The sequence below is a fragment of the Acinetobacter sp. A47 genome, from assembly GCF_000805455.1.
Lineage (GTDB): Bacteria > Pseudomonadota > Gammaproteobacteria > Pseudomonadales > Moraxellaceae > Acinetobacter.
In genome coordinates, this window is sequence record NZ_JSUS01000012.1 from 149,900 (window position 1) to 174,236 (window position 24,337).

The 24,337-nt window shown below is 44.7% G+C and carries 18 protein-coding genes; 14 read left to right on the top strand and 4 right to left on the bottom strand.

Going from position 1 to position 24,337, the window contains the following annotated elements; genetic code table 11:
- Nucleotides 1-170: 170 nt before the first annotated feature.
- From OC23_RS04590 to OC23_RS04635, 10 genes are all read left to right on the top strand, one after another.
- Nucleotides 171-764 carry a LysE family translocator gene (locus OC23_RS04590; protein WP_038343123.1) on the top strand — a complete coding sequence of 198 codons (594 nt, stop codon included), beginning with the start codon at nucleotides 171-173 and terminating at the stop codon, nucleotides 762-764.
- A gap of 110 nt (nucleotides 765-874) precedes the next feature.
- Nucleotides 875-1,444, top strand: a complete 570-nt coding sequence (dcd, locus tag OC23_RS04595) for a dCTP deaminase (protein ID WP_003653416.1) — start codon at nucleotides 875-877, stop codon at nucleotides 1,442-1,444.
- 375 nt (nucleotides 1,445-1,819) lie between these two features.
- The gene (locus OC23_RS04600; protein ID WP_038343124.1) at nucleotides 1,820-5,323 is read left to right on the top strand and encodes a GLUG motif-containing protein; all 3,504 of its coding nucleotides are present in this window, start codon (nucleotides 1,820-1,822) and stop codon (nucleotides 5,321-5,323) included.
- Nucleotides 5,324-5,499: 176 nt separating this feature from the next.
- On the top strand, nucleotides 5,500-7,107 hold the full coding sequence (locus OC23_RS04605; RefSeq protein WP_227505536.1) for a ShlB/FhaC/HecB family hemolysin secretion/activation protein: 1,608 nt from the start codon (nucleotides 5,500-5,502) through the stop codon (nucleotides 7,105-7,107).
- 450 nt (nucleotides 7,108-7,557) lie between these two features.
- Entirely contained in the window at nucleotides 7,558-9,015 is a 1,458-nt protein-coding gene (locus OC23_RS04610; RefSeq protein WP_038343126.1) for a hypothetical protein, read from the top strand.
- Between the two features lie 190 nt (nucleotides 9,016-9,205).
- Nucleotides 9,206-10,615, top strand: coding sequence for a hypothetical protein (locus tag OC23_RS04615; protein WP_038343127.1), 1,410 nt, complete (start codon nucleotides 9,206-9,208; stop codon nucleotides 10,613-10,615).
- 219 nt (nucleotides 10,616-10,834) lie between these two features.
- The gene (locus tag OC23_RS04620) at nucleotides 10,835-12,412 is read left to right on the top strand and encodes a hypothetical protein (protein ID WP_052209141.1); all 1,578 of its coding nucleotides are present in this window, start codon (nucleotides 10,835-10,837) and stop codon (nucleotides 12,410-12,412) included.
- Nucleotides 12,412-13,161: a hypothetical protein gene (locus OC23_RS04625; protein ID WP_038343128.1), complete on the top strand. Its 750-nt coding sequence runs from the start codon at nucleotides 12,412-12,414 to the stop codon at nucleotides 13,159-13,161. Before OC23_RS04620 ends, OC23_RS04625 begins: the two co-directional genes overlap by 1 nt.
- A 29-nt stretch (nucleotides 13,162-13,190) precedes the next feature.
- Entirely contained in the window at nucleotides 13,191-15,614 is a 2,424-nt protein-coding gene (locus OC23_RS04630; protein WP_038343129.1) for a DUF6160 family protein, read from the top strand.
- Between the two features lie 128 nt (nucleotides 15,615-15,742).
- Nucleotides 15,743-16,744: a DUF6160 family protein gene (locus OC23_RS04635; protein ID WP_038343130.1), complete on the top strand. Its 1,002-nt coding sequence runs from the start codon at nucleotides 15,743-15,745 to the stop codon at nucleotides 16,742-16,744.
- 85 nt (nucleotides 16,745-16,829) lie between these two features.
- Here OC23_RS04635 and OC23_RS04640 read toward each other — a convergent pair whose 3' ends face one another.
- Complete coding sequence (locus OC23_RS04640; protein WP_038343246.1) at nucleotides 16,830-17,759, bottom strand: tRNA dihydrouridine synthase; 930 nt, start codon at nucleotides 17,757-17,759, stop codon at nucleotides 16,830-16,832.
- Between the two features lie 79 nt (nucleotides 17,760-17,838).
- A complete protein-coding gene (locus OC23_RS04645; RefSeq protein WP_038343131.1) occupies nucleotides 17,839-18,648 on the bottom strand; it encodes an inner membrane protein YpjD in 810 nt (269 codons plus the stop codon).
- 147 nt (nucleotides 18,649-18,795) lie between these two features.
- Here OC23_RS04645 and ffh point away from each other — a divergent pair, with 147 nt between their 5' ends.
- Both ffh and OC23_RS04655 read left to right on the top strand, forming a co-directional pair.
- Nucleotides 18,796-20,205: a signal recognition particle protein gene (gene ffh, locus OC23_RS04650; RefSeq protein WP_038343133.1), complete on the top strand. Its 1,410-nt coding sequence runs from the start codon at nucleotides 18,796-18,798 to the stop codon at nucleotides 20,203-20,205.
- A gap of 162 nt (nucleotides 20,206-20,367) precedes the next feature.
- Complete coding sequence (locus tag OC23_RS04655) at nucleotides 20,368-20,955, top strand: RBBP9/YdeN family alpha/beta hydrolase (RefSeq protein WP_038343135.1); 588 nt, start codon at nucleotides 20,368-20,370, stop codon at nucleotides 20,953-20,955.
- Here the strand turns inward: OC23_RS04655 and OC23_RS04660 are convergent.
- Together OC23_RS04660 and OC23_RS04665 are read right to left on the bottom strand one after the other, a co-directional pair.
- Entirely contained in the window at nucleotides 20,925-21,668 is a 744-nt protein-coding gene (locus tag OC23_RS04660) for a pantothenate kinase (protein ID WP_038343137.1), read from the bottom strand. The genes OC23_RS04655 and OC23_RS04660 overlap by 31 nt on opposite strands.
- Before the next feature lie 15 nt (nucleotides 21,669-21,683).
- The gene (locus tag OC23_RS04665; protein WP_038343138.1) at nucleotides 21,684-22,460 is read right to left on the bottom strand and encodes a biotin--[acetyl-CoA-carboxylase] ligase; all 777 of its coding nucleotides are present in this window, start codon (nucleotides 22,458-22,460) and stop codon (nucleotides 21,684-21,686) included.
- A 6-nt stretch (nucleotides 22,461-22,466) separates the two neighbouring features.
- Here OC23_RS04665 and OC23_RS04670 point away from each other — a divergent pair, with 6 nt between their 5' ends.
- On the top strand, nucleotides 22,467-23,267 hold the full coding sequence (locus OC23_RS04670) for a sulfite exporter TauE/SafE family protein (RefSeq protein ID WP_038343140.1): 801 nt from the start codon (nucleotides 22,467-22,469) through the stop codon (nucleotides 23,265-23,267).
- Between the two features lie 374 nt (nucleotides 23,268-23,641).
- Nucleotides 23,642-24,337 carry a GntR family transcriptional regulator gene (locus OC23_RS04675; RefSeq protein WP_038343142.1) on the top strand — a complete coding sequence of 232 codons (696 nt, stop codon included), beginning with the start codon at nucleotides 23,642-23,644 and terminating at the stop codon, nucleotides 24,335-24,337.

A 24,337-nucleotide genomic window follows, 5' to 3' on the forward strand; every position in this document is an offset into this window, starting at 1 on the left:
AAATATCCAGATATTCGCAAGTGACTGTCGAGTTAAGGCTACTTGTATTTCTAAAAATATAAATAAAATAAGAGTTTAAAAAGATTTTGGTCATATGTCCTTACAGTTATTTTTTTGCTATGGCGTTGTAATTGGATTAATCTGAAATTCTCTAATGGTGAGGTCATTCAATGATTTCATGGTTTTTTATTGGTTTAGTGATAACCATTCTGCTGACGCCCGGCCCAACCAACACCTTGCTTGCATCTTCTGGTATACAGGTTGGCCTGCGTAAATCCTTATTGCTTATTCCAGCCGAAGCTGTTGGCTATATCCTTGCGATTAGCGCATGGGGAATGCTCATTGGCAAAGTCTCGGCCACTTTACCTTTATTACCTACATTCCTGAAATTATTAAGTGCAGTGTACATTATTTTTCTTGCCATCAAGTTATGGCGTACAGCAAATCAGGATGTGGTGTTAAACCAGCCGACCATCCGCCCAAAAGAGTTGCTATGTGCCACATTACTCAATCCTAAGGCCTTGCTGTTTGCCTCTGCCATTTTTCCGGCCGCCGCATGGAAGAGCCAGCATATCTATCTGGCGCACATGAGTACATTTGTGGGACTGATCCTTCCGATTGCTTTATTCTGGATCTGTGTCGGCGCCTTGCTGGCCACCAAGAAAGTGAACTGGCTATCCCAAGCGAAATTACAACGTACCGCATGTGTGCTACTGGTCAGCTTTGCCATCCCGATTAGCTATTCAGCGCTTAGCAGCCTTTAAGCATATTCATGCCTTTAATGGAGATAACAGCACGGAGCTGTTATTTCCATTGATATCATTTTAAGTTAAAGTACTCGCCAATGATTAACTTCGTCTTTGGATAAAAACTCATGGCTATAAAATCTGATCGTTGGATTCGTGAAATGAGCGAAAAACACGGCATGATTGAACCTTATGCGGAAAATCAAGTTCGTTTTGATGAAAACGGAGAAAAGCTGATTTCTTATGGGGTATCGAGCTATGGCTACGATGTCCGTTGTGCCCGTGAGTTTAAAGTATTTACCAATGTTCACTCGGCAATTGTCGATCCAAAGAACTTTGATGATAAAAGCTTTATCGATATTGAATCTGATGTCTGCATTATTCCACCAAACTCGTTTGCTTTGGCCCGCACCATTGAATATTTCCGTATTCCTCGTAATGTGTTGACCGTATGTCTGGGTAAATCGACCTATGCACGTTGCGGCATTATCGTAAACGTGACCCCGTTAGAACCTGAGTGGGAAGGTCATGTAACGCTTGAATTTTCAAACACCACCAATTTACCGGCACGTATCTATGCAGGTGAAGGGGTTGCACAGATGCTGTTCTTTGAAAGTGATGAAGTCTGTGAAACTTCCTATAAAGACCGTGGAGGTAAATACCAAGGTCAAACTGGCGTAACCTTGCCGAAAACCTAAAATCTGGTCTGTATTGAGTTGAACCATTGCTTCTTGGAACAAGGGTTCAACTCTTATCCTATAAAACGATTCATTTTTATTTTATTCCACCATATTCATTGATAAACCTCTTATTTATATTTTTCCTTTCTATTATTTTATTTGTATATCTATAAAAAATAATAATATGTCTTTTTATTTATCCTAAAGAATAAATAGCTTTTATTTCTGCTTGTTGCTGGTTTATATAAGGCAGGCCTTATGAGGGCTTATAATACTGGATTGTTTATAAATGCCACTGGTCAGGAAAATTATCGAAATACATGACAATATAAAAAGATATGCTAAAAATAAATCGCAATTTTTTTTTAATATTAAAAATAGGTGGGAATCATTGTGAATAAAATTTATCGGGTGATATGGAACAAGACATATTTTTGCTGGCAAGCAGTAAGCGAGCTGGCAAAAGGGGGAACAGGCGTCAAGCAGGGCGGCAGTAAAACAGGGTCTAACGCTGTGTTACTCGACACGCAGATAAAAAGAACCACTGTTTTTGCAGTCACACTACTCAGTGCAAGTATTGCTTTGGCGGGGCCGACCGGAGGGGTGGTCAGCTCAGGAACTGCATCAATTTCAACAGCAGGCACAGTCACCACTATTAACCAGTCAACTGCCAAGGCTGCGATTGACTGGAGCAGCTTTTCGACCGCTAGTAATGAAACGGTCAATTTCATTCAGCCAAGCACCAGTTCGGTGACATTAAATAGGGTGACCGGGACAAGTGCCTCAAATTTAAATGGACAGCTTAATGCTAACGGGCAAGTTTTTATTATTAACCCGAATGGTGTGTTATTTGGCAGTACCTCACAAGTAAATACGGCAGGGCTGGTGGCTTCTACTTTAAATCTGAGCAATAGTGACTTTAATAATAACTTATTCAATTTTAATAATGGTGGAAATAACAAAACAGTTGAGAACCGGGGGAAAATCACGGTACCGGCAGGAGGGACTGTTGCCTTGCTTGCACCTGTGGTCAAACATACCGGCAGCATTAAAGCACCGCAGGGCAATGTATTATTGGCTGCTGGGAGTGATATTACCCTGAATTTGAATAATGGCAGTTTATTGGGATACACCATCAATCAAGGCAAGGCTCAAGCCTTGATTAACTCTGGTGGCATGATTCAGGCCGATGGCGGTAAAGTTGTGCTGACAGCCAAGGGCATTGATGAGCTCAGCAATGCGGTTGTGAACAGTGTTGGCCTCATTCAGGCCCAGACTGTTAACAATGTGCAGGGTGTGATTGAATTGGGCAGTGACCTGACCAGCGGCACCATCAATGTCGGCGGCACGCTCGATGCTTCAGCACCGAATGGGGGAAGTGGCGGGCAAATTAAAACTTCTGCCGCCAATGTACAGGTCAGTGCCGGTACCCATATAACCACAGAGCAAAATGCAATGACGGGCGTGCCTTCTGCAACAAGTGGCTGGGAGTTACAAGCGAAAAATATCGATGTTGAATTCTTTGGTGGCAATGTGAGCAGTAGCACATTGGGCGATGCCTTGACCAAGGGAAATGTCACTTTGAATGCAATCGGCACAGCAGAAGGCCAAGGCAACATCAATATCAATGATGCAACCGGCTGGGATGCCAATACGGCCCTGACCCTGACTGCCGCCAGAGATATTAATTTCAATAGTGATCTGGATGTAAGCGGTGATCAGGCCAAACTGGCCATGAATTATGGTACAGGGTTCGATTATAACCTGAACAATGGGGCCAAAATTAATATCAGTGGCTCGGCATCCTCCCTGTCAATGAACGGTACCTCTTATATCGTGATCAATCAGCTGGGGGTAGAGGGAGATACAAGCAGTAATACCTTGCAGGGAATGAAGAATAATCTTGCCGGCAATTATGTTCTGGGCAGTAATATTGATGCCTCTGATACCGTCAACTGGGAGAATGGAAAAGGCTTTAAACCGGTCGGGGATTATATTGAAACCGTGACGATCAGCAAAGATCCCAATGCGCCTAGTGGAATGAGCATTTCTCAAGGGGTGATCGATCAGCCCTTTACTGGGAATTTTCATGGTTTAGGACATGCTGTTACGGGGCTTTATATCAATCGGCCTGATCAGTTACTTCTGACATTGCCTACAGAATTACCTGCAACTTTTAGTTCCCATTCAATCGGTTTATTTGGTGCCACCACCAATATGATCCGTGATATTGGAACGATCAATGGTTCAATTAAGGGCACCAGTAATGTCGGAGGACTGATCGGTTTCCAAAAATCGGGTACGGCTAAAAATGTGTTTAGCTCCAATGCGATAGAGGGCTTGGCAAAGGTTGGAGGACTGATCGGAAAAAGTGGTGACAGAAACGCCAGCCAACAACAGACTGCCGCATCAATTTTAAATTCTTATGCGACTGGAAATATTAAAGTTTCTAATGTTGCACCTTCAGTAAATGGTGCCAATATCGGTGGGCTGATTGGCCAAAGCTATAGCCTGATCAAAGATAGTTATGCTACCGGAAGCATAGATTCACAAAGTGCTGCTTCATATGGCGTTGGTGGTCTGGTGGGTGAGCAGGTCAATAATGACATTATTCGCAGCTATGCCACAGGAAACATCTGGGGCAAAGTTGACCATCTGGGCGGACTGGTGGGTTCCTTAAGATATGCTCAGGGAAATACCAAAATTTATCAAAGCCATGCAACGGGAAATCTGGATGGTAAATCTCAAGTCGGCGGGTTAATCGGATTTGCCGGGCTTGAAGCCTCTTATAATAATCCAAGCCGTGATATAGATGCGATTGCTACAGTTGAGCAAAGCTATGCCACGGGTAAAGTCAGCGCTTTTGATAATACCTATATTGCATCTACAGGCGGACTGATAGCCTCTATTAACGGTGCGGTCAAGGTCAAGGACAGTTATGCAACCGGCGATGTGACTGGCGCCTCCAGAACGGGAGGTCTGGTGGGTTCAATCAGTAACAGTTTCCCGAGCAGCCAGCATAAAACTGAAATTGATCATAGTTATGCGACCGGACAGGTCACTGGAACCGAATATACCGGTGGCCTTGTCGGTAATAACTTATCCGAAAGTATCATTAAAGACAGCTCAGCTCAGGGGGCAGTAAGCGGAACCAATTATGTCGGTGGTCTGGTGGGCTTTAATGGAACTGAGATTACCAATAGCTCCGCTACAGGAAGGGTCAACGGGGAAAATTATGTTGGTGGACTGGTCGGGAAAAATAGCCAGACAATCAAGCATAGTTACGCGACAGGAGATGTAAAAGGGCAAGAACATGTTGGTGGACTCGCAGGTTCCAATGAAAAATGGGTCACCGGGGGCGAGATTGATCATAGCTATGCCACAGGAAATGTTGAAGGCAATAACAATGTAGGTGGCTTGATTGGATTGAATTTTTTAGGCGAGGTTGCTTCCAGTTATGCCAGCGGAGCAGTCACAGGATCTCAATATACCGGAGGCCTGACTGGCAACATGCAAGGGGGACGCCTTGTAAACACTTATGCGCTGGGTAATGTAACAGGAGGGAATTCGACTGGTGGATTACTAGGAGGCACAACTTCAAACTATCTGGCAAGTGTTGAAAATAGTTTTTCTTCGGGTCTGGTGAGCGGGACAACCGATACCGGCGGGCTGATTGGCAATAGCAATGGAATTTATATCGCTAAAAACAGTTATTGGAATAAAGAGACTTCCGCACAAAACCAAAGTGCCAGTGGTATAAGCAAAACCACAGCCGAACTCCAGCAAATCCAGACCTTTTCCGGTTGGGATATTGCGGATGCTTCAGTACCCAATTCGACTTCGGTCTGGGTAATCGAGGAAGGCCAAAGCACACCAAGGCTTCGCTATACACACTAATTTAAAAACACGATAGCAATGACAGACAAGAAGCCTGACTTTTTGTCTGTCTGATCAAGCTGCAATAATTCCAGAGTAATAATGTCGTTATATTTCAATAAAAAAATAAACAGCTGCACTATAGCTATGCCGACAAGACGGCGTGGTTTGCCTGTCTGCTGGCCACTGGCCTAACGGTGCAGGCCGAAACGGTTATACCTGATAGTGGAACCATTAGCAAACAGTTAAGTCCTGAAGCCTTTCAGACATCTGCTAAAACAGACCCGCTGTATTTTAGTACTGATTCGACCCGGCAGACATATAGTCAGGATCAAACGCCGATCCGGATTGCCCAGGTTAAGATTGAGGGCAACCGACAGATTGAAACCTCGGTTCTGCATAGTCTGGTTGAGTCTCTCGAAAACCGGGACAATGTACTGGCCGACCTGCAGGCAGGAACAGACCGGATTACACAATATTATAAAAAACAGGGATATTTCTTGGCCAAAGCTTATCTGCCCCGGCAAAAACTGGAAAATGGAGTGTTGGTCATTCATGTGCTGGAAGGGCAGCTCGGACAAGTCATTTTAAATAATCGCTCTAAAGTCAAAGATACAACAATTAGGCGCTATATCGACCAGCTTCCTGCCGAACAGGCTTTACAGCAACAGCAAAGCAATAAAACTTTATTACTTATTTCAGATCTGGCCGGGGCAGGACAACTCCAGGCCAGTCTGCAAGCCGGTAAACAACTGGGACAGACCGATCTTGTTCTGGATGTCCTGGCGCAACCCATCTGGCTGGGGCGAATCGGGGTAGATAATGCAGGGAGCCGTTATACTGGCACATATCGGTTTTCAGGTTATCTGGAAAGTCATAGCCTGTTAGGATACGGAGAGCGATTATCTGCCCAAGTATTGAGCAGTAATCATGACCTGATTTCAGGTGCCCTGAATGCCCAGTTTCCTGTTGCCGGAAATGGCTTGTTGCTGGGAGGAGGCTATAGCCGAACCGAGTATGAACTGGGAGAACAATTTAAATTATTAGAAGCCAGGGGAAGCGCTGAAAACTATAATTTAAACCTGACTTATCCATTGATCAGGAGCCAGAAAACCAATTTGAATCTGAAACTGCTGGCGGAAAAAAGAAAGCTATTCGACGAAATTGCAGCAACTGATACACAGACCTCAAAGCAGATTGAAGCAGGCCGAATTGCACTGAATTTTAACCGTATAGATGAGTGGGGGATGGGCGATGCCAAAGGTGGCATGAATCAGCTCGAATTGATCGCTTCGGTCGGGGAGCTGAAAATACACAGTCCATCCGCTTTAAACATAGACCGTTTATCGGCGAGGACGCAAGGCCATTTCAATAAATATGAACTTAAGCTTGCCCGACAACAGCGGTTAACCCCATCAGCATGGTTGAGTGGTGAGCTTTATGGACAGCTCGCCTCCAAGAATCTGGATTCTGCCGAAAAGTTCTCTTTCAGCCAAATGCGCGCCTATCCCGCGGCTGAAGGTCTGGGAGACCAAGGCTGGGGAGCTTCAATCAATGTTTATTATCAATTTTCACCTTTTTTAAATACTTATTTATTTCATGATCGCGGCGAAGTCCAGCAAAATAAACATCCCTACCTTGCCGATAAAAATAGCCGGGTTTTGGCCAGCACGGGGTTGGGCTTTGCCGGCGGCTACCGGAACTTCGATTACAATGCGACGCTGGCGTGGCGTAATACGTCAGCAGCTCAAAGTGATACCGACCATTCGCCTAGATTATTGCTGCAAGGCGGCTGGAAGTTTTAAGTGGTAGGTTTTACAGATGGGTTAACCCATAGGTTCTATCAACCTGACCAGAATATTGTCTGGGGGTTAACGCATCAGGCTGTTTGAGGAAAGGTTTATATCATGGCCGCGCAGTACGGCGTTGGCTAACCGGTCGGCCTTTTTATATCGCTTAAATATGTCAGTTGTTACTGTGAGCCCATTCATGCTTGTTTTTATGTAACTAAAAATTTAAAAAAACCAAGATCAGCGGATTAGTACTTAATTTTTATTGTGTAAATTAAAAAAATGGCTTGTGAAAGGTGCAGTTCAGCAAGCTGGCATTTAAAAAAATATCAGATAGAATTAAACAAATTCGTTGTTTTTTTGATCTTGTTCACAGAAGTTTACACACTGAAACTTTATTTATGACAGGATGTTAACGGTATAAAAATAAAACAGATATGGATGTGTTAAACATGGAGTTCAGTTATGCGGCGCTTTAAAACCTCGTATATGGTAACCCTGATGGTTTTGTGTGGCTTCAATCTCAATGCGGCTTATGCGACCCCTTCTACCTTAAAGAGCTTGTCTGATAGCGAGATGTCTGCAACGACAGGACAGGCCTTAATGAGTCTGTCCTATATCGCACCGACAGATACCAAAAATCTGGAAAGCCAGCGCTCAGGTGGAGACCAGAGTCTGGGTTTTTATCGTTTGGGAATGGAAGCGGAGCTAGAACTCAATGCCAATATTAAAAAATTACAATTGGGTTGTGGAGGCGCAAATGGTGTAGGGGGATGTGATATCGATATTGATAACCTGAGCCTGAGCGGCATCTCGGATACCAGTGAGGGACGTGCAAGTTCCAGTGCGAAATTAACCAATCCTTTTATCGAATTTGCAATTAAAAACCCTAATCAGGCGTCTACCAGAAATGTTGTCGGTTTAAGGCTCAGTGCTGAAAAAGTGCTGGGACTGTTAACACTGGGTACTGAAAACTCTTCCAGTCCAAACGGAATCAATAGCCTGTCTGGTTATATGAAAGTCAGATCCGGGATTGGGGATACTGAACTGGAGAGAAGCAAGATCAAGGGATATGCCAATACAGCAGCCCAGTTTATGAATCTGGCGACCTATCCTATTGAAGGGAATCTGGTGGCTTTAGGGTTAGCCAATGCAAGTTTTAGAACAAATGGCGGTGGCTTCAGTATTCCCGAAATGAACAACCTGCCGTTTGAAACAGCCCAAATGGTCGTTAATGGCAAAAGAAATACATCGGTTGGCTTAAATGCAACAGTCAGTATCCCCACGATTAATCTGGGGACGGGAAGTGGTTATCCTTCTGCAGGCCGTACAACGACAGATGCCAATGGTACAACTACCGGTGTATATACAGCAGGTAGCCCGGTCGATGCCGTCATTACCGGTTGTAAAAACACAACCATTATTCCTGCCTGTGTCGCAGCCTGGAATGGTCGTGAATTTAGTAATATCCGTATGAGCGGTACGGTAAGTGGTGCAAAAGCCACCGTTAATTTTCAGGAAGCACTTGGGTTTATTCATCGTCTAGAGATCAACTCGGCAGCTTCTTTAAGTTTGCAGAGCCAAAATATTTTATGGCCAGATTCTGAATCAGCCAATATCGCACAAGCAGGATGGTGGCTTGCACTGCAAGATCCGGTCAGCATTGGCCGGGTTGAACCTACCCAAAGATTGAGTATTGAGCCATTATTGGGTCAATTTGCTACAAAAGCAGGAGACTATTTGAAAGCCAATCCTGCCACGACAAATGACCTGCTAGGCGTTTTGACCGGAAGTGGACTGGATGCCTATATCGGAGATGTCGATTTATCGAATGTGTCACCCTTGCAAATGAACCTGTCCAATTTACAGCTCAATGGGCAAAGCTTTGCCCCGAACTGTTATGGAGGGTTAAAATTCTGTTAATTCAGTATTTTTTCCAAAAAAAAGCAGCTCTCGCTGCTTTTTTTATTATGTTAAAACTTGATTCTGTTGAACCGTTCATTGGCCTATAAGGGTTATTTGGTCGGAAATGTCAGTTTTTTGTAAAAAATCCGTTATATTAGGGTAAAGGAACAAATGTGCTCATTTTAAAAGTATAAAAAGGATTTGTAGGATGAAAAATAGATATACCTCTATGTTTCTCTTAGGGATTATAGGATGTTTTGTGAATGTGATCGCGCATGCATTGCCACATTTGCAAAGTATGACGGATAAGGAACTTTCTTCCGTTACAGGTCAGGCTTTAATGAGCCTTTCTTATATAGCACCTACAGATGCTAATAATTTAGAGTCGAGCCGGTTGGGGGGAGATACCAATACCGGTTTTTATCGTTTAGGGATGGAAGCTAAATTAGAGCTAAATGCCAATATCAAAAAGTTACAGTTAGGCTGTGGTGGGGTAAATGGGCCAGGTGGATGTGATATTGATTTTGACAATGTCAGTTTATCTGGACTAAAGCTGGATAGTAATGGTAATCCACTTCCGATGACCCGGGCAGAAAGGGCGAGCTCATCTGCCGAGTTAACAAATCCATATATTGAATTTGCAATTAGAAATCCTAATAGTGCAGCAACACGTGAGGTCGTTGGAATAAGACTGGGTTCAGAGCTGGCAAATGGACTATTAACCATTGGTGAAAACAATGGAACCATTAATGGTATTAATTCATTGAGTGGTTATATGAACATTGCCTCTACAACGGGTACGACCCAGACTGCTGCAGGCAATTTAACCCAAACAATTACGGGACGGGTAAATGTTGGAGGATGTATTAGTGGCTGTCCAGTTGGTTTTACCACAGATAATAAACCGCTCTCCATTCCCTCAATGCCAGTTACTTTTAATACAAAATCTTCAGATGTCGTAGGCGTCCGTCAAACTTTTGCAACCGTTGGTGCTTCTGCTAAAGTGCCGAGTATTCTTCTGACTGAAAATTCAGGCAGTCGTACTGCTAATATGCCTGGGTGCTTTTGGGTATTGATTGCTCCTTTATGTAATTACAAGATTAATGATTTAAGGATTAACGGGAGTATTGATAACCTTTATGTAGATGTTAATCTACAGCAATCCTTAGGTTTGATTCACAGTATCCCGATCAAATCTCCACTCTCCTTATCGTTACAAAAACAAAGGATTTTATGGCCTGATGCTCCGAGAAGCCCTGTAACAAACCAATATGTAACAGCAGAGGCAGGCTGGTGGTTAGCTGCGAATGATCCAATTAAACTAGGTGCACTTGCAACCGCCCCGGGCTTTACTGCTGATATTTCTTCAGCCTACCCTCAAGTGGCAACGATTGTCTCAAATTATTTATATGCCAATCCTTTATATGTTCCATTTGGAGATGCTGTAGGCTCTATATTTACCAGTAAGCTGGTAGCAAATGTTAAGTCTGTTGATTTAGATAAATATACCAACCCGGCACTTGGTGGCAGTCCGGTCAGGGTGAACTTAAAAGATTTACCCTTGGGAGCTGTGCAGGATGTAACATCAAACTGTTATGGTGGTTTAAAATTCTGTTAATCCCGTCAAAAGCAGCTTATGCTGCTTTTATTTTCGCTCATCGGAAAAATGTAACATTTACCCGGTTTTTTTTGCTTTTGTGTAATTGTTAGGCATAATACTAAACAGTAGCTACAATTGAGTGATGCTTGGAAGCGGGTCTTTGGTGTTAAAGACCGATTACTCAAACGGATTAAAAAAATAAAGCTGGTGCGGAGCATCGTTAACAGGAAGGTCAAGATGACTACACTTCATACTGTATCTTTTCAAAAAAAATTTTTGGTAAGTCTCATTGGTTTATGCATAAGCCAATCTGTTTTTGCTTTGCAAGAACTCTCTGATCAAGGATTGAGTGAAACGACGGGTGAGGGGATTGCGCTTTTACCAACCAACAGTTTTTTTGTGTTCCGTGAAGCCGGGCCGAATGAAACATTGAATACCATCCTGAGCGATCGTTCGAAAGATACGGGCTATATTCACTATTTGCCTATCGGTGGCCTTACTTCAACAGTCCAAGATACCAATAAAGATGGCTATGTTTCAGATGGTGTAACTGCAATTAACGGCTCAGTCCGGCCTGTTGATCACGCTGTAGGAAAAGCAGACCTTTATTTATATGGTTTGGCATTGTCAAAAAATGCAAATAACGATAGCAATAGCCGTTTGGATGGGGGCATGACAAACGGTACCGCAAATGCTGCCATTACCACGTGGGGAACAGCAGCCAACCCATGGATATTTAAAACGACAACGGCTAAAAATGTTCCTAATTTTAGTAACACAAACTGTTCGGGGGCTTCTGATGGTGCATGTCAGGTCACCTATCTGAATCTTGAAGCGCCTTTATATGAAACTACGCTACCTACATTAGCGGCCAATGGAGCCGATGCCTATAATTTAAAACTGGCGCTGTGGGCGGATGCTTTTGTCAGAGATCAGAGCAAAGCCGAAGGAGATGCGAACCAGTTTAATCTCGGTGAAAACTTTGGACAAAATACCACGGGCCGTGCCAACCGTTTGCGTTTACAAGGTGTCTGGAATGGATTTAGTGTAAATGGCAGTAACTTGCAGGTCTTTCAGACCCTCAATGGCGCGACCAATACCAATGGAATGAGCTCCTTTTATAACAATACGCTGGGCTTGTCCGGAATACTTCGCTTTAACAGCGGCACCGGAACGACGGCTTCAGATGCACATGTCTTACGGTTAAGTACCCGTGAATGTGGCTCTGGTAACCCGAACGGTTGCACCACAGGCACACCGCAAGGTTTATTGGCAAGTCCGGGGGTAAGTGGCAGTGGGGTAACCACAGCACCGAACTTCTCTCCCGATGAAGGTTTATTTATTTATAACCTGAATACCAATCTGGTATTGGGCTCACTTTATCAGCCGTTAATTCTGGGATCAGATGGCAAAAACTTTAGCCTTGAAATTGCCCGTATTCCGAATAAACCTGAAATCTATTCCAAAATATACACACGTTACGCCGGCGATACCGGAGATGCAAATGTTACTTATTATGGATCTACCTGTAACGTCTACACCTGTGGCACCAGCACTTTAGCCGGATTTCAGGGAGGCTCGCCACGCAATGACTATGGCGGTTTAGCAGCCGGAACCACATTGCCTACGCATAGTAGCATTAGTATTGGCTCTGTTACACAAGGACCCAATAACCTGTTGATGGCAGATAAGTCTGCTTCGGCAGTGGGTATCTCTTTTGGGAAAGCGGGTTCAACCGGTGCTACCAATATGGGATCAGCTGTTATCGATGGTTTATTGATCCAGCATATGAAAATTACGACGGCGGGACTCTGATGAAAAAGATCATTTTTTTATTATCGCTTTTCTCAACTTTGGTTCATGCTGGTCTGGAGACTCTGGACAACAATCAGTTACGGGCGGTTGAAGGACGTGCCGGGGCTGATATATCGTTAAAACTGTCATTAAACCATACACCAGCTTTCCAGTTCGATAATGGTGTGGGGGGAGTATGTCAGGATCTGGCGTATTGTCATCTGGGAATTTCAGTCAATAAGCGTTTTGTTGATGCAAATAACAATGCAGTCAGTGACCCAACCAGTGCCAATCCTGCCAATAAACTCTGGCTAGTATTTAAAGGCATTCAGGGGACGATCGACCTGCAGAAATTAGGGCTGGATGGCTTTGATCTGATGTATAAAAATGATGGTGGTCAGGATGTGATTAAACCTGCCATGATGTTTAGTCTGGATCCAACACTGCCTATTCTTATCAGAAATGTAGGCTTTAACGCGTTATCCATCGAGAAAGATGATTTTACCAGTTACTACGACACGACAACGGGAAAATTAGTTGAAGGAACCAATCCGGTATCTGCACCAACAAGCGGATATGGTTACTTAAAAGCATCAACCTATAATGCGGTACCACAAAAAGTAGGTACGGTGGCAAGTGGTGCAACGACAGCCAATAATTATGATGCAGGTCGGGAAACTGGATTTATGGGGCTCAACATGAATGGCAATCTGGCCATCCAGGGAAAAATGATGATGTTTTCTTGTGATGCCAGCCATCCACGTTGCTAACCGGATCTCAATTTCAAAGGATTGAAGCGATGAAAAAAAATAATGAAAATAATCGGAATATAGCTTTTGCACTCAATGCCCTGGCTGCAAGTATCTTTTTTATTAGTCATTCTGCCTATGCATTACAGGCGCTGGATGATAGTGCTTTGCGTAAAGTCAATGGACAAGATGGCGTCCAGATCGAAACGACTTATGACAAGATTCATGTTGATCAGTTTTTTTGGCAGGATGATGCTGGACGGGGCAGTTCTGATGCGGCCGGTACAGCCTTAAAAGCCGTGGCCAACAATTTTAATATCCAGAAAAATGCTTTAGGCAATCAGCTGGGTACAAACTATAAGCTCAATACCGGCAGTAATGGCAATAAAACAGGACTGGAACTTGAACTTTCCTCTAATCCTTCGCTGATTACGATTGATTCATTTCAGATTTGCGATACGAACCGGTGTAGCAGCGATGTCGGTAATCTGGCGATCCAGACGACTTCACCACTGGATTTAAAGTTTAAAACCACAGACGGGCTTTTTAGCAAAAGTAGCCAAGCCTCATTAGAACTCGGTCTTAAAAATGCCAATATTTATTTGGGGCAAACCTCAAATAATGAATTGAACCAGCTTATCCTGAAAAATATGAATTTTAATTTCCTTGGCAAAGGGGTCATGTTTGTCGATGGCGTAGAGGGGATTAAACTTCAGACCAATAATGCATTACTCACCGGAAATGCAGCAAAAGCATCATTGACCCAGACACCGAGCAGTGACTATGGCTATGTCGATTTTACACGTGTTAAAGATACCGGTACTGTAACTGCAGGTACCTATGCCGAGGGCGGCGTTGCTTCAAATGCTGGCTTAAATCTGGAATTTTTAATCAATAAGAATGCGAATCCGGGCTCTCCCTATACCCTTGATGCGACCAATACTCCCTTAAATCAGCAGCCAAGTCCTGATAATAAGGCCAAAGGATTAATCCGGGTCGGGGCGAATGGCCGTATGATCAATGGATCTTTGCAACTGCGTGGTGTCAATGCCAATAATGCAGCGAATCCTGCTTATGGAAACAGCTATGGCAATCCGGAAGGCACCAATATTCTGGGGCGGACCAATGATGGAAACACCATTATGGGCAAAACCGGTGTGGCATTCCGGATGAAGGCCGAGTTTACCAAAGACAATGACTCGATGCTGGGCAGTGATGGAAAGGCCACGACGCTAGAAATTGGCGGGGCGGGCCTCAATACTTACGGATTTGAATTTGGTAACCTAACCGGGCTACAGCTGGGTACCCGGGGTTCATTTGATACCGGTAACGTATATATTAATCTGGTCGATGCCCGTTCAGTTTACTTGCCTGCGAATTATGTGTTCCAGACTTCAAAGTTTGGCAATGGAAGCTTCTTGACCCGAGATATAGATTATACGCAAAATCTTCATACCCAGACTGGAACGACAAACCCTTATAGCTTGCTCATGGCGATTCGTGGGGCCGAGTTCCAGGCGATTTCACGTCGTGGACGTTTTACTAACAGTGCAACCAGTAATCCTCAGAATGGCTATGCACCGATTACCGATCATACCAATAATAACTGGGGACTGGCATTACCTTTTTATAACCTGAATGCCAATATGGCCATGTATGGAACCCGGGTAAATGCCAATGAGGTGTTCTATTTTGACAAAAATGGTGTCAAGCATAGTGTTGGCAGTAGTGGTGATACCCCAAGACTGGGCTTCTCACTGGGCATGAGTACCACCGGTGTTGACCGGGATATTAATTATAATGCGCTGGGGAATAAAACCACTTCAATCTTGGTGATTGATGGTGCAAAAAATTATTATATGGGATTGCGTAATATCGATATGCTGCTCAAGGGAACGGGAAGTATTGGCCTTGAAAATGGCAGCTTTAACGCCACCCTCAAAGACTTGCTGATTGTCATGGCTGCCGAGGTTGCTGCGGGCTATTTACCGGGCGCCACTTATGCTGGGGGGGTATCACCAAATAATAACTTTGCCCTCAGTAATGATGTTTTATTGGGCTTAAAGCTGCGTGTTGGTGGAGATATGAATCTTTCACTTATCCCGAATAACGAGTACAAGTCCGACGGTACCGGCAATGCCCTGAATATTGTCGGTGATCTTAAGTTGAATGCAGCAAGTAACAATACGATTCAGATTAGCGATCCGGTAGATGGTTCAACCTTAGGACTGGATAATATTCAGGGGGATCTGGCATTTAACAATGCGATCCAGATTAAACGGCACAATTCGGGTGAAGGCGTTGTAAGCTTTAATGCCGGATTGACCTTTAACCCGAATCGTACGGCAGATGGCGTATTTAGAACTCGCGATATTAACCTGTATGCACCAAGTGGCGGAGCACAGCGTCTGGGAGAAATGGCCATTACCGGTGGGCGTTTAAACAGCCAGTTTTCAATCATGCCTCGTAACTAGGCAGATCAATGATGGATAAAAGCAGACGTTACTTCCATTGCTTTATGTGATGAGAAAGTGATTGTGTATCGAGTGGGTTATGCTAAGCTGTAGTATATATTTTAAACATTTGTCTATGGATGAGGACAATGAATAAAAACAAAAAACTCGTGTGTGTGACATTTCTATTGTTCAGTCCATTGACCATGGCAATGCAACCAATGGATGATCAAAGCCTGTCAGCAACGACCGGACAAGATGGTTTGACGATTGGTGTGCAGTCCAATGTCCAGTTTAACCAAATGGCAATCATTGATAATGATGGTCTGCCAACAGGCGGTTATACGGGGCGTGCAGGACTGGTGATTGCCGGTGTGGCAGGGCAGGCTGTTGCAGCTCCTGTTAAAGTGACCGGTTTAAATGGCAGTACTGAAACCACCTTGGGATTTAAAGCCAGTATCGATACAGACAAGGGCAATGCCTCGGGTAAAAGTGCTTTTGCAAATATTGGTTTGGCTTTTGATAATAATGTAACAGGTCTGCGAATCAGCCCTTTTTCTATTTATACCGCGGGTTCCAGCTCGCTTTCCAGTCTGAATGCGGGGAGCTACACACGTAACTCTATCTTTACGGCAGGGACTTTATTAAAAAGTGATGTCAAAGAGCTGTTACGGGTAGGAGGAATCGATATTGTTTTTGCTGCCAACAAACCGTCCATGAATATTCAGCTTGGCGCTGCACCACAAGGACATATGATTATGTTTGATGGTGCAATTGAGTCCATCTGTGGTACCGGTAACGGTTGTAATATTATGCTGGTGTCGGATTATACGACACCGGGTAATGCCGCAACGACAGCTGTAGGCGCGAGTTTCAACTTTAAACTGACAGGGCATAATGGCAGCCCGTTTGGGTTAAAAGGCTTTTATGCAGGTGTTTATGGCGCAGCAGGTACAGATAAGGGGGGGATTGTTTTTGGCAATGCCGGGACAACAGACAAATTTGATTTGCAGCTGAATAATGTGCTGTTAGGCTCCAATGCGGCCCAGCAGGCAGGGGTCTTTAATAACCTGCCCAATGCTTCTATTGGCAATATTGGCATGACAGGTGCTTCCATTACCAATCTACAGATGAAAGTCAGCGGAATGTAAGTTCAAACTGATTTTGGGTTTTCCAAAGCGGCGAAGGCCGCTTTTTTTGTTTGATAATGAGTCCCTGTTTTTTTTAGCAACAGCCTTAACTCTGTTTTAGGTGCTGTAAGATATCTTCGAGCTGCTTAAGCTTTTTCACCTGTGTCCAGAGCTGCTGGGCTTCAGGATAAGCCTTGGTCATCATGCCTAACCACTGCTTATAACGTCCAACCATACCAACCTCGGTCTTGTATTGACCGCTTAAGAAACGTTGCTGAAGCTCGACCAGCGCTTGCCAGGACAGCAAAGCATGATCGGTGTTTTGACGGATGCATAAGGTCAAATCCGGAGTTGTTACTGCACCACGACCAATCATCAGATCCTGGCAATGAGACTGTTCCAGGCAGGCTTTTGCATGGGCATTGTTCCAGATTTCACCATTGGCAATGACATTGATTTTTAAGGCTTCGGTAATCGGTTGAATTTTTTCCCAATAGGCGGGTGGGGTATATCCGTCTGCCTTGGTGCGGGCATGCACGGTGAGCCAGCTGGCGCCTGCATCTTCAATGGCATGGGCATTGTCTAAGGTATGATTTTCATCGAGATAGCCCAAACGCATTTTGGCTGAAACCGGGATATGTGCCGGTACGGCATCACGCACGGCTTTGACCAGCAGATGCACGGTTTCCGGTTCGTCCAGTAATACAGAACCACCCCGGTGACGGTTTACGGTTTTGGCCGGACAACCGAAATTCAGGTCAATGGCAGGCGCACCCAGTTCAACCACTTTGGCAGCATTGGCAGCCAGCATCTCCGGGTTGTTACCCAGGAATTGAACATGCACCGGTGTGCCAGCCGCAGTTTTGCCGCCATTTTTAAGTTCAGGGCAAAAGCTGTAGTAGATATGATCTGGCTGAATGCTATCGGTAATCCGGATAAACTCGGTCACGCACCAGTCAAAACTGCCCACATGGGTGAGCACATCACGCATGATTGGATCTGTCAGACCTTCCATTGGGGCGAGTACAAGTTTCACGATTTTTACCTGATCAAGCGAAAACAGCGTTATACGCATTTTCAGATAGGCTGTCTAGTTTTTATTAAGACAGCAAAACTTAACGGCCCAATATCATTTCTAAAACGAATTTACTGCCCATAAAACCAATCGCCAGCAGCACAAAACCTGTGACGGTAAAGCGTATGGCCTTGCGTCCACGCCAGCCAAACTTGTAATGCCCGATCAATAATGCGCCGTACAAGAACCAGGAAATGATACTAAATGCAGTTTTATGTGCCAGATGTTGGGCAAAAAAGTTATCAATGGTAAAGAAGCCGAACACTAACGCCGCAGTCAGCAAGCCAAAACCGGTAATAATCAGGTCAAATAATACCGATTCCATGACCTGAAAAGGAGGTAACAGATTCACCCAGATACGACGTTTCTGTTTCTTTTTCAGTTCCCGGTCCTGAAACCAGAGGAGGACGGCATGGATAGTTGCCATCAGCAGTACGGCATATGCAGACAGGGACAAGATGATATGCAGGTCGAGGCCAAAGCTATGCTGTTCAATGACCTGATCAGGCTGGCTAAAAGCGAAACCGACAATTAAACCGAAAGCGGCTACCGGGGTGCCAATCAGGTTGAGCGGCAGGATCGGGCGAAACAGGCTCAGGATCAGGCTGAGTGCCAGCATCAGGCCGGAAGTAAAGGACATCAGGTTGAATACATCATAATTCACCCCAATAGATGTCAGCATGTCCCGGGAAAGGACAGTTGCATGTAGCACGAGACCTAAACCGACCATCAGGCCATAACACCAAAGATTTGGAGTACGTTTTGACATTAAACGAATAAACAAATACCAGAATGAACTGGTATAGGCGATAAGTGCCAAAATTGTGTAAACCAAGGGGAGACTGATCATGTCAAACCTTTTTCAGGAGGATGAATAATATTCACCATATAAGATATAAATTCGCTTCGAACTACAGTATCCTATAGCATCTTATGCATAAATTTTCTATTTTAAGAAAGATTTTTTTGCAACTAGCCATTTTAAGCGGATTTCGCAATGTTTGATACCTTAACAGAACGACTCACACAGAGTTTAAGAAATGTTACTGGCTCAGGGCAGCTGACCGAAGACAATATTAAAGATACCTTACGTGAAGTACGTATGGCACTTCTTGAAGCCGATGTGGCGTTACCTGTAACGCGTGAATTTATTGCGAAGGTTAAGGAAGAAGCGCTCGGTCAGGAAGTGATGACTCAGCTTTCTCCTGGTCAGGCATTTGTAAAGATTGTCTATGATGAACTCACCAAGATGATGGGTGAGGCTAATGAAACACTGGATTTAAGTGCAAAACCACCAGTAGTTGTGCTGCTTGCCGGTTTGCAGGGTGCAGGTAAAACCACGACTGCTGCAAAACTGGCACGTTTCTTAAAAGAACGCCAGAAGAAAAAAGTCATGACCGTTTCTGCCGACGTATACCGTCCGGCTGCGATCAAGCAGTTAGAAACGGTTTCTAATGACGTGGGTGTCGGATTCATTCCATCTGAAGCGTCGGAAAAGCCGATTGATATTGTCAATCGTGCCATTGAACAGGCCAAAATCCAGTTTGCTGATGTGCTGATTGTCGATACCGCAGGCCGTTTACATGTCGATGAAGACATGATGGACGAGATCAAGGCATTACATGCGGCGGTAAAACCAACCGAGACTTTATTCGTTGTTGATGCAATGACCGGTCAGGATGCTGCCAATACCGCCAAGGCATTTAATGATGCCTTGGCCTTGACCGGTGTGATTCTGACCAAAACTGATGGTGATGCACGCGGCGGTGCGGCGCTTTCGGTTCGTGCCATTACCGGTAAGCCAATCAAGTTCTTGGGGATTGGTGAAAAACTGGATGCGCTTGAGCCTTTCCATCCGGATCGTGTTGCACAACGTATTCTGGGGATGGGGGACGTCCTTTCTCTGGTCGAAGAAGTTGAACGCAAAATCGACAAAGAAAAAGCCGAGAAAATGGCGAAAAAACTGCAAAAAGGCGGTAGCTTCAACTTTGAAGACATGCTGATGCAGTTTGAGCAAATGAGCAAAATGGGCGGCATGATGGGCTTTCTGGACAAGTTGCCGGGCATGAGCAGTGCCGGTATTCAGGATGCCATTGAAAAAGCCAATCCTGAAAAGCAAGTCAAGCGTATGGAAGCCATCATTCAGTCGATGACCATCAAAGAGCGTCGTAATCCTGACCTGATTAACCCAAGTCGTAAAAAACGGATTGCTGCTGGTTGTGGTATGGATGTTGCCGAAGTGAACAAGCTGATCAAGCAACAGGCACAAATGGCGAAAATGATGAAGAAATTTGCCAATCCGTCTGGTATGAGCAAAATGCTTAAATCATTGGGCAATATGCAAAAACAATTTGGTGGTGGCGGTGGTATGGGCCCTTTATTTGGTAATAACGACCAGAAAAAGTAAGTTCTACCGACGATCTAAAAAGGCGCTTGATGCGCCTTTTTTTATTGTAATGGTGATGAGCTAGTTGTTTAAAATTAATACAAAACATCAACATTAGACAGCGTTAAAAATAAGATGATAGTCATATAAGTTTATGTTTTTTATTGAAAAATAGTGTTAAATATGTCACATAATTCAAAAAATAGCGTATTTATTCTGCATTGTGAACATGCTGATCCTGATCAGCATTGGTATGCCTGGCTGGAACAGCAACTGCAAAGTGACGAGCTTGTGGTCAAGCGGATTTTCCTTGCCGATGCCAGCCACCCTGAACCCGGGATTTGGCAAACCTGTCTGGAAACACAGTTAAAAGAACTGAATGAGCATAGCATTGTAGTGGCCCATGGTTTGTCCTGTATTGCACTGGCGCGCTTTCTGGCAAATAAGCTAAAGCAGATGAGCATCAAGGCCGGTATTTTTATCGCTGCTTTTTATGATCCGGTTGCACAGCATCCGGAATTCGATGGTTTTATCCGGCAGTCACATTTTGAAAGCGGGCTTGTGCGGGTAAATATCCAGCGACGTCTGGTATTTTTTTCGAGTAATGACCCGGTTATACCGGTGCCATTGACCTTTAAATTTGCAAATTTACTGAATGCCCAGCTGATCGAAGTCGCGCAGGCTGGGCATTTTCGCGCAGAAGAGGGCTTTAAGACTTTTCCGCAGTTATTGCAGGCACTTCAGGCTTTGCTTAAAGCCGAATTGAGCTGAACGTAGTGTCTTAGGCCTTTGAGTAACAAATCAGACTCGACCTGGGGGTGATAATGGTGGAGGAACTTGGCAAATAATCTGGCATCGCCACCAGTCAAGATCAGCTTTTTTGGTGATTGCTGCATGATTTGATCAATGGTGCTGATCAGGCCAAGCAAAATACCGTGATGAACCGCATCGACCGTATTATGTCCGGGTTTTAAATTATCAAAGGCTGAGTCCGGTATTTTAATGCCTTTGGTATTTTGAATCAGGGAATCGCGTTGCAGGTATAAGTTGGGCAGGATATAACCGCCCAGATGCTGCAATCCTTGCACCAGATCAATGGTCAGGGCGGTACCGCAACCAATCACGCAAAAGTTTTCATCGGGCTTTGCCATGGCCAGTACTTGTAGCCAGCGGTCAATCCCGAGCTGGCCGGGTACATCATAGCCACATTTCAGGCCGGCATACTCGGCATGCACTTTGGCAAAAATGATCGGGATATCCAGAATAGCGAGAATCATCTGGATGCGCTGGTTATTTTCTGAATCCAGAACTGAAGAAATCCCTACCTGAGTCAGCTTCTGATGACGAAAATGCTGGATTAAGCCCAGCAACAGATCGGCAGGTGATTGCAGATGCAATTCGGCTGCATGTTCAAGTACCTGATCATTTTGCGTAATCCAGTATTTTAGACGGGTATTTCCGATATCCAGCCATAAACTTTTCATAGAATCCTCACTGCCTCAGATCGATGCAAGTCGTAACCGGCCCTGATAGTATTGCCGGATCTGATCTGTCTTGATCAACACGGCACCTTCATTGGAAATACCCTGAAATAGCCCTTGCACTTTGCCCTGGGTATGTTCAAATTCGACTTGCTGGTTGAGCCAGATGGCATGATGGTTAAAACGTTCTGCCAGATTATAGCTACCATGTTCAAACCATTGTGCCGCCTGTTGAATGGCGGTGTAGAGCTCGGCAATTAAGCCAAGCCGGTCAATCGGGTCCAGACCGAGCATTTGCAACGAGGTAATTTGCTGGTCTGCATTGTCTACAGGGGGGGGGGTCAAATTAATGCCGACCCCGATAATGGCCTGATGTGGAGAAACCGGTTCGACCAGAATGCCGCCCCACTTACCTTGCGGGCTATATAAATCGTTGGGCCATTTAACTTGTAGTGGAAGACCGTGTAAGCTTGGCATCTGTAGAATATTTAACGCAATTTCCAATGCCAGACGACCGTCCAGAGCTGTCTTGGTCTGGATCAGTGTGCTTAAATAAATGTTTCCTTCAGGAGAAGACCAGGGACGTTGATGTTGGCCGCGGCCTTGCGTCTGTTGTGCACTACACACCAGTCCTGTGGTTATGCCTTTTTCTGCAATTTCACGCATATCGTCATTGGTTGACGTGGTGGTGGTTTTGAGTAAAACCACTTCGGGGAACTGGTTTTTTGCCTTCAATAATTGCTGAAGCTGGCGGGTTGCGAAATCATCCATCATTTTTACAAGTAGCGTGGTCATGTGTTTATGGAGTTAATCATATATTTGCTGATTGGTGCAATTGCCGGATTTGCTGCGGGCCTGTTTGGGGTCGGTGGTGGCTTAATTATTGTGCCGATTTTATATATTGTCTTTACTCAAATGAATTATGACCCGAATGTCATCATGCATATTGCGGTAGGGACATCACTGGCCACCATTATCGTGACCTCCATCAGTTCGGTTACTGCACATCATAAAAAAGGTGCGGTACTCTGGCCGGTGTTCCGTAATCTGGCGCCCGGGCTGGTGCTGGGTTCCTTTCTAGGTGCAGGTATTGCCGATTTGATGTCAGGACAACACCTGCAACTGGTGATCGGGGTATTTGCGGTCTGGATGGCTTATAAAATGTTCCGGGGAGCCAATACCGTGATCGATCCTGACCGGCATTTGCCGTCTGCACCCTTACAGGTGGCCGCGGGAGGAGGAATTGGGGTGGCTTCCGCGATTTTTGGGATTGGTGGGGGCAGTTTGACCGTTCCTTACCTGAACCGGCATGGCGTAGTGATGCAAAAAGCTGTGGCAACCTCGGCTGCCTGCGGGTTACCGATTGCAGTGGCGGGTGCACTCGGTTTTATGTGGTTTGGTGCCAAAGAGCAGGTTGAGGTCCCCAATACCATTGGCTACGTCCATATTTATGCCTTTCTGGGCATTAGTGTCATGAGTTTTATTACCGCGAAATTTGGTGCCAAAGTTGCCCATCGCTTATCGCCAGCCATGCTGAAAAAATGCTTTGCGGGCTTACTGGTCGTTGTAGGCTGTTATTTTATTTACAAGGGATTGAGATAATGCCCAAGATAGGCACGGGGTGATAGATGAATGAAGAAGACTATGAACTTGTGCATCTATTGTCTGATCAGGTGAGTGTGATTAAGACGGCATTGAGTTAAGCATAAAAATATTTGTGTGATGTGACTGCGATGCATAACCTGACATCGGACGAAGGGTGAATTGAAAATAAAAACTAACTCTTTGATATTGAGATGGGAAAAACAGGTTTTTTGCTGATGCGCAGGGACGGCAGCGGCTTTTAGGACATGATTGGCTTAAAAAGCAATAAAATTGTCAGACAATGATATAGAATTTATAGGGTGAGATCAGTTAAAACAAAAAAGCGTAAATAGCATTGGACGATGCGTATAACAAAAGATAGCGAGGCGCTCATGAATCTCGAAGAGGCGGATAGTCTTTCTGAACAGATTGCAAAGTATATTAGTGAACAAATTATTAGTGGTGAGCTGGTTGAAGGCGAGCGTATTCAGGAGCTGCGCATTGCGAAAGAACTGGATGTCAGCCGTGGCTCTGTGCGTGAAGCATTGCTATTACTGGAACGGACCTATCTAATTGAGATTTTTCCACGTCGTGGTGCGATTGTGTCAGAAATGTCGGCACAACAGGTCAAGGCGTTGTTTGATACCAATGTCATGGTGCTTGGGCATATTGTCCAGCGTATCAGTGAAACCTGGCGGGTCAATGAAGCAGAACATTTGCAGGCCTTACTGGATCAGTTGGTCGAGTTTGTTCGCGCTGGCGATATTGAAAAGTTTTATGATGCCATCTTTAAATATCTGGCTGAGCAGCACGATATGGTGGCCAATCCTTACCTGATGCAGTTTTACAAGGAACTGTTACCCTCATTACGCCGTAGCTATTTTTTAACGTTGAATACCTCGCGGCGAGAGCTACAGGAGTCTTTTACCCTGTTTAAACTGGTGATTGATGCTATTTTGATCCGAAAATCACAACAAGCTGCTTTATTTATGGAAGATTTTTGTCGACACTTGCGTAACCTTGTGTTGGAATCTCTAACACGTATGAAACAGATTGAATTGGCCTGGGCTAGACGCTCACGCCGCTAG